The sequence below is a fragment of the Streptomyces sp. NPDC012935 genome (assembly GCF_042900345.1).
In the GTDB taxonomy this organism is placed as follows: Bacteria; Actinomycetota; Actinomycetes; order Streptomycetales; family Streptomycetaceae; genus Streptomyces.
Genome location: NZ_JBIBBC010000030.1, coordinates 47,506 through 54,791, shown reverse-complemented (window position 1 = coordinate 54,791; position 7,286 = coordinate 47,506). Strand labels below are relative to the sequence as shown.

At 68.2% G+C, this 7,286-nt stretch carries 6 protein-coding genes and 1 riboswitch; of the genes, 2 read left to right on the top strand and 4 right to left on the bottom strand.

All coding sequences use genetic code 11. The features are described from left to right. The 4 genes from groL to thrC all read right to left on the bottom strand — a co-directional run. A partial coding sequence (gene groL / locus ACFY5C_RS39820) for a chaperonin GroEL (RefSeq protein WP_389454802.1) occupies positions 1–1,193 on the bottom strand: 1,193 nt, incomplete at its 3' end. 370 nt (positions 1,194–1,563) lie between these two features. Next, positions 1,564–1,770, bottom strand: coding sequence for a cold-shock protein (locus ACFY5C_RS39815; RefSeq protein WP_007493268.1), 207 nt, complete (start codon positions 1,768–1,770; stop codon positions 1,564–1,566). Between the two features lie 450 nt (positions 1,771–2,220). Next, a complete protein-coding gene (locus ACFY5C_RS39810; protein ID WP_148000006.1) occupies positions 2,221–2,496 on the bottom strand; it encodes a MoaD/ThiS family protein in 276 nt (91 codons plus the stop codon). A 63-nt stretch (positions 2,497–2,559) separates the two neighbouring features. Continuing rightward, complete coding sequence (gene thrC / locus ACFY5C_RS39805) at positions 2,560–3,846, bottom strand: threonine synthase (RefSeq protein ID WP_389454800.1); 1,287 nt, start codon at positions 3,844–3,846, stop codon at positions 2,560–2,562. Between the two features lie 18 nt (positions 3,847–3,864). Beyond that, positions 3,865–4,022: riboswitch (SAM riboswitch) on the bottom strand. 159 nt (positions 4,023–4,181) lie between these two features. Between thrC and ACFY5C_RS39800 the strand changes: the two genes are divergently transcribed. Both ACFY5C_RS39800 and ACFY5C_RS39795 read left to right on the top strand, forming a co-directional pair. After that, a complete protein-coding gene (locus ACFY5C_RS39800; protein WP_389454798.1) occupies positions 4,182–5,126 on the top strand; it encodes a glucosyl-3-phosphoglycerate synthase in 945 nt (314 codons plus the stop codon). 108 nt (positions 5,127–5,234) lie between these two features. Next, complete coding sequence (locus ACFY5C_RS39795) at positions 5,235–6,737, top strand: trehalose-6-phosphate synthase (RefSeq protein ID WP_389454796.1); 1,503 nt, start codon at positions 5,235–5,237, stop codon at positions 6,735–6,737. The last annotated feature ends 549 nt before the right edge of the window (positions 6,738–7,286 follow it).

Here is a 7,286-nt window from a genome sequence, read left to right as displayed (position 1 = left end):
ACGGCGTCCTCGATGCGGTGCTTGCGCTCCTTGAGCTCCACCTCGGTGGCGGCACCGGCCTTGATGACCGCGACACCGCCGGCGAGCTTCGCCAGGCGCTCCTGCAGCTTCTCGCGGTCGTAGTCCGAGTCGCTGTTCTCGATCTCGGCGCGGATCTGGTTCACCCGGCCGGCGACCTGCTCGGAGGAGCCGGCACCGTCGACGATGGTGGTCTCGTCCTTGGTGATGACGACCTTGCGGGCCTTGCCCAGGAGGTCCAGGGAGGTGTTCTCGAGCTTGAGACCGACCTCCTCGGAGATGACCTCGCCACCGGTGAGGATCGCGATGTCGTTCAGCATCGCCTTGCGGCGGTCACCGAAGCCCGGGGCCTTGACGGCGACGGACTTGAAGGTGCCGCGGATCTTGTTGACGACCAGGGTCGACAGGGCCTCGCCCTCGACGTCCTCGGCGATGATCAGCAGCGGCTTGCCCGACTGCATGACCTTCTCCAGGAGCGGGAGCAGGTCCTTGACGGAGCCGATCTTGGAGTTGGCGATCAGGATGTACGGGTCGTCGAGCGACGCCTCCATCCGCTCCATGTCGGTGGCGAAGTACGCCGAGATGTAGCCCTTGTCGAAGCGCATACCCTCGGTGAGCTCCAGCTCCAGACCGAAGGTCTGGGACTCCTCGACGGTGATGACGCCTTCCTTGCCGACCTTGTCCATCGCCTCGGCGATGAGCTCGCCGATCTGGGTGTCGGCGGCGGAGATGGAGGCCGTGGAGGCGATCTGCTCCTTGGTCTCGACATCCTTCGCCTGCTCGAGCAGGGCGGCGGAGACGGCCTCGACGGCACGCTCGATACCGCGCTTGAGGGCCATCGGGTTGGCGCCGGCGGCTACGTTGCGAAGGCCTTCCTTGACGAGGGCCTGGGCGAGAACGGTCGCGGTGGTCGTACCGTCACCGGCGACGTCGTCCGTCTTCTTGGCGACTTCCTTGACCAGCTCGGCGCCGATCTTCTCGTACGGGTCCTCGAGCTCGATCTCCTTGGCGATGGAGACACCATCGTTGGTGATCGTGGGGGCGCCCCACTTCTTCTCGAGGACGACGTTGCGGCCCTTGGGGCCGAGCGTCACCTTCACGGCGTCCGCGAGCTGGTTCATGCCGCGCTCGAGGCCGCGCCGCGCCTCCTCGTCGAACGCGATGATCTTGGCCATGTGAAGTGGTCCCTCCAGGACTGGGGGTGATTCCTTCGGACCGCGCCCGCGCCCGCGACGGACGGCTCACATGCCTCGTGGTTCCTTGCCCCACCCGGCCTGCGGGCCTCACCGACCCGGTCCTTCTTTGTCACTCTCACCTTCAGAGTGCTAACGCAATGATTAGCACTCGGGGTAGGCGAGTGCAAGCGGCTCTCGGGTATCGGGCGGCATCCTCTGCGGTGGGCGAACGGGGGTGGGCAGGGTCGGGGCGGGGCCGGGGCAGCCCCGGACACGACCCGCGCGGGCCCCGGACATGGCGAAGGGCTCGCACCCCGGGAGGTGCGAGCCCTTCGAAGAAGAACGTCGCTGCTGTTAGTCGACGCGTGCTTCAGCCGGTGGCCAGACGAACCATGTCCGCCTGCGGCCCCTTCTGGCCCTGCGAGATCTCGAAATCGACCCGCTGACCTTCCTCCAGGGTGCGGTAACCGTCCATCTGGATCGCGCTGTAGTGGACGAAAACATCCGCACCACCGTCGACCGCGATGAAGCCGTACCCCTTCTCCGCGTTGAACCACTTGACGGTGCCCTGAGCCATGCCTAACTCCCCTATTACTGGCCCTTGCACAGATCCACACTTCGCGGATCCGGGTCAGACCTCACCCCCCATCGGTCGGGGGCGTGCGCCGGAACGCGTCGACCGCGGCTGAATGTATCTGCCCAACTGCCGTCTGCAACAGGTCAATCGGACGAGAAATCCGGGCACGACCGGTCGGGAATGTGGGGACAATTCCCCTGACTTCAGGTCAAGTCGGACCCGGCATAGGGAACAAAAGCCGCAAAAAACCCGCACACTTTGGCTACTTCTTGTCGGGCTTGCGGCAGAAATCAAGGGCAGCCAACCAGTGGATCGGCGGCACGTTCCCCAACTGTACCTCGCTCAACCACACAGAATTGCCCCCTCCGCTTCTCTCACGGAGGGGGCAATTCGATGAACTCTTAGTTACCTGTGTTACCGATGGTAATGATCGGTCATTCGGTCACCCTGTCAGCCACCGGCGACGGCCGGAATGATGGAGACGCCGGCACCGTCCGGAGTCGCGGTCTCCAGACCCTGCTCAAAACGCACGTCGTCGTCATTGACGTACACGTTGACGAACCGACGCAGCTTGCCCTGGTCGTCGAGAACGCGGGCGGCGATCCCGGTGTGGTTCTTCTCCAGGTCGGCGATGACCTCGCCGAGGTTGGCACCTTCGGCGGCGACCTCGGCCTGGCCACCCGTGTAGGTGCGCAGGATGGTGGGGATGCGGACGTTGACGCTCATACGGTGTGGCCTCCGGTCAGTGTGCAGGTTCGGTGGGGCGGCGCCCCGAGGGGCGGGGCTGTCTCAGGCGAGACCCGCCTCGCGGAACGAATCGAGGTTGGGACGAATCGTCGCAGTCAGCCCGGTACCGGCCACCGCATCCAACGTCTTCAGCCCGTCGCCGGTGTTGAGCACAACGGTCGTCAGGCTCGGGTCCAGCACACCGTTCTCGATCAGCTTCTTCGTGACACCCACGGTCACCCCGCCGGCGGTCTCCGCGAAGATGCCCTCCGTCCGGGCGAGGATCTTGATCGCGTCGACGACCTGCTCGTCCGTCACGTCCTCCACGAACCCGCCGGTACGGCGCGCGATGTCGAGCACGTACGGCCCGTCGGCCGGGTTGCCGATGGCGAGCGACTTGGCGATCGTGTTCGGCTTCTGCGGCCGGACCACGTCGTGGCCCGCCTTGAACGCCGTCGACACCGGCGAGCACCCCTCGGCCTGCGCGCCGAAGATCTTGTACGGCTTGTCCTCGACGAGCCCGAGCTTGATCAGCTCCTGCAGACCCTTGTCGATCTTCGTGAGCTGCGAACCGGAGGCGATCGGCACGACCAGCTGGTCCGGCAGCTGCCAGCCGAGCTGCTCGCAGATCTCGTACGCCAGGGTCTTGGAGCCCTCGGCGTAGTACGGCCGCAGGTTGACGTTGACGAAGCCCCAGCCCTCACCGGCGGGGTCGCCGATCAGCTCGGAGCAGAAACGGTTCACGTCGTCGTAGTTGCCCTCGATGCCGACGAGCTCGCCGCCGTAGACCGCGGCCATGACGACCTTGCCCTGCTCCAGGTCGTGCGGGATGAACACGCAGGACCGGAAGCCGGCGCGGGCGGCGGCGGCACCCACCGCACCGGCGAGGTTGCCGGTGGAGGAGCAGGAGAGGGTGGTGAAGTCGAAGGCGCGCGCGGCCTCGATGGCCTGGGCGACGACGCGGTCCTTGAAGGAGTGCGTCGGGTTGCCGGAGTCGTCCTTGACGAACAGCTTCCCGGCGTCGACGCCGAGCGCGCCCGCAAGGTTGTCGGCCTTGACGAGCTTGGTCCAGCCTGGGTTGATGTTCGGCTTGGTGGCCACGTCGGCCGGGACGGGCAGCAGGGGCGCATAGCGCCAGATGTTCGCGGGGCCCGCTTCGATCCGCTTGCGGAGCTCCTCGGTGTCGTAGGCCGAGAAGTCGTACGCGATCTCCAGCGGGCCGAAACACTCCTCGCACGCGAAGACCGGTCCGAGGGGTACCCGGTGACCGCACTCGCGGCAGGACAGCGCCGCGGCGGGACCGAGGTCTACGGTGGAGTCGGTGGTGCTTGCAACAGTCTGCACAGCCATGTGAGGCGAGGCCCTTTCTCCTCATCTTCCTCACGACGCATCTCGCCGTGAGACGGATTTGGCACCTTCCCTAGCCGGGAGCCTCGCGGAGACGATCGACAGTGATCGCCACGAGACCGGCTGGAGGGTTGCCGGGGCTTCATCGGGCCGTTTCCCTCTGCCCCTCTGGATGAGCTGTATTCGGTTGTCAACTACGGGCGACCTCGGACATGCGATGGTCACCCGCGTTGTTCAAGACTGTAACCGAAGGCCAGGACAGTTGAGATAGTCGTCCGAACCGCGAGATGGATCACACGATTACCTGCTGTGATCACGACAGTGAGGAGTCGCCGACTGTGCTGGAAGAAGTCGAGCGCTGGTTGAGCACCCGCTCCTGGTCCGCGACCGATCGCCCGCTCCACCACATACTGGCCGCCAAACAGCGTTCGGGCCAGTCGGTCTCCGTCGTGCTGCCCGCGCTGAACGAGGAGGAGACGGTCGGCGACATCGTCGCGGTCATCCGTCACGACCTCATGCAGCAGGTTCCGCTGGTCGACGAGATCGTCGTCGTCGACTCCGGATCCACGGACCGCACTTCCGAGGTGGCCGCCGCTGCGGGCGCCACCGTCGTGCACCGGGACGCGATACTCCCGCGCATCCCGGCCGTGCCCGGCAAGGGCGAGGTCCTGTGGCGCTCCCTGCTCGTCACGACCGGGGACATCGTCTGCTTCATCGACGCGGACCTGAAGGAGTTCTCCTCCGACTTCGTCTCCGGGATCGTCGGCCCGCTGCTCACCGACCCCGGGATCGACCTGGTCAAGGGCATGTACGACCGTCCCCTCGGCGGGGCGGCCGGGCAGGGCGGCCGGGTGACCGAACTGATGGCGCGCCCGCTGCTGAACATGCACTGGCCGCAGCTGGCCGGTTTCGTGCAGCCGCTCGGCGGCGAGTACGCCGCTCGCCGCTCCCTGCTGGAACAGCTCCCGTTCCCCGTCGGGTACGGCGTGGAACTGGGCATGCTGGTCGACGCCCTGCATCTGGTCGGCCTGGACGCACTGGCCCAGGTGGACGTGGGTGTCCGTAAGCACCGCCACCAGGACGGACAGGCCCTGGGGCGGATGTCCGCCGCGATCTACCGCACGGCCCAGCTGCGGCTGGCGCGCGGCCATCTCGTGCGGCCGGCGTTGACTCAGTTCGAGCGGGGCGAGGACGGGTTCGAGCCGCGTACGTACTCCGTGGACACGGAGGAGCGGCCGCCGATGGTGGAGATCGCCGAGTACGCGAAACGGAAGGTCGCGTAACGTCCGATACCGGGTCATAGGCCTGGCTGGGCCACTGATCGTATACGGACCGGCCACTGAGTGGAACCGTACGTTTGAGCGTTTCCGGGCCGGGCTAGGTTGTGGCGTATGGCTTCCACGCAGGGTGCTGCCAAGGTGCTGGTCGCGTCGAATCGCGGCCCGGTCTCGTACGACGTGCGCGAGGACGGCTCGCTGCACTCCAGGAGGGGCGGTGGCGGACTCGTCTCCGGGCTGTCGGCGATCGGGCCGGACGCCGACGCGCTGTGGGTGTGCTCGGCGCTGTCCGACGGGGACCGGGAGGCGGTGCGGCGCGGCGTCGGCGAGGACGGCGTGCTGATGCTGGACGTCCCGGCCGGCGTGCACGCGGACGCGTACAACGGCATCGCCAACTCGGTCCTCTGGTTCGTCCACCACATGCTCTACCAGACCCCGCTGGAGCCGGTCTTCGACGCGGAGTTCCGGCGCCAGTGGGAGTCGTACGAGACGTACAACCGCGCCTTCGCGCAGGCGCTGGCCGACCGTGCCGCGCCGGGGGCGGCGGTCCTGGTGCAGGACTACCACCTGTGCCTGGTCCCCGGGATGCTCCGGGAGCTGCGACCTGACATCAGGATCGGGCACTTCTCGCACACGCCGTGGGCGCCGCCGGAGTACTTCTCCATGCTTCCGGACGACATCCGCTCGCAGCTCGTACGGGGGATGCTGGGCGCCGACCGGCTGGGCTTCCTCACGTGGCGGTGGGCGCGGGCGTTCATGGCGTGCGCCGAGGCCGTGGACCGCGAGCGGATCGTCCCGTCGTCGCCGAGCGGCGCCCCGGCGTCCGTCCAGCACACGGCGACCGGGCGTCCCCCGCTGCGGACCACGTGGATCGGCGTGCACGGCCTGGGCGCCGACGCGGAGTTCCTGCGCGCTCGCTCCCACGAGGCCGATGTCGAGGAGCGGATGGCCGCGCTGCGGGCGGAGATCGGCACCGCGCCGGACGGGACGGCCCGCCGGACCGTCGTCCGCGTCGACCGGACCGAGCTGTCCAAGAACATCGTGCGCGGCCTGCTGGCCTACCGGCAGCTGCTCGACGACCACCCCGAGTGGCGCGAGCGGGTGGTCCACGTGGCCTTCGCCTACCCCTCTCGCCAGGACCTGGCGGTGTACCGGGACTACACGGCAGAGGTCCAGCGACTCGCGGACGAGATCAACTCCGCTTACGGCACTTCGACCTGGACCCCGATCGTCCTCCACGTCAAGGACGACTTCGCCCGCTCCCTGGCCGCGTACCGCCTGGCTGACGTGGCCCTCGTCAACCCCATCCGGGACGGCATGAACCTCGTCGCCAAGGAGGTACCGCTCGTCTCCGACGAGGGCTGCGTCCTCGTCCTGTCCCGCGAGGCGGGCGCCTTCGCGGAACTGGGCGACGACGCGATCGCCGTCAACCCCTACGACGTGATCGGCACGGCGCACGCCCTGCACGAGGCGCTGTCCATGGGGCCGGAGGAGCGGGCGGAACGCTCCAAGCGGCTGGCGGCGGCGGGCACGGCGCTGCCGCCGGCGCAGTGGTTCCTGGAGCAGTTGAGGGCGTTGGAGGACGGGGAAGAGGGGGCGGCTGAGCGGGGCGACTGAGCGGCGCGGCCAGGTTCACCGGTCCGGACCGCGTGCCGGCGCCCGCCGCCAGGGTTGCCACACGGCGGCCCCCTCGATCAGGTCTCCCTTGCGCGGCGTCCGCCTGGGGCAGCGGTGCCTGACAGCGATCGCCTGATTCAGATCGCCTGCGTGACGACCACGCGAACCGGACCGCCGACCGCAAACGCTCAGACCAGCTCACCCCACGGCAACCGCCTGCTGCAGCCTGCCTGACCAGGACCGGCTGCGGCAGCGGGCCTCGCGGCGGTCTTCCGGATCAGGTTGCCCCGGCGCGGCGGCTGCCTGCAGCGGCCTGCCCGACGTGATCGCCTGATTCAGATCGCCTACGCGGCGACCACGCGAACCAGACCACCGACCGCAAACGCTCAGACCAGCTCAGCCCACGGCAACCGCCTGCCGCAGCCTGCCCGACCAGGACCGGCTGCGGCAGCGTGCCTCGCGGCGGTCTTCCGGATCAGGTTGCCCCGGCGCGGCGGCTGCCTGCAGCGGCCTGCCCGACGTGATCGCCTGATTCAGATCGCCTACGCG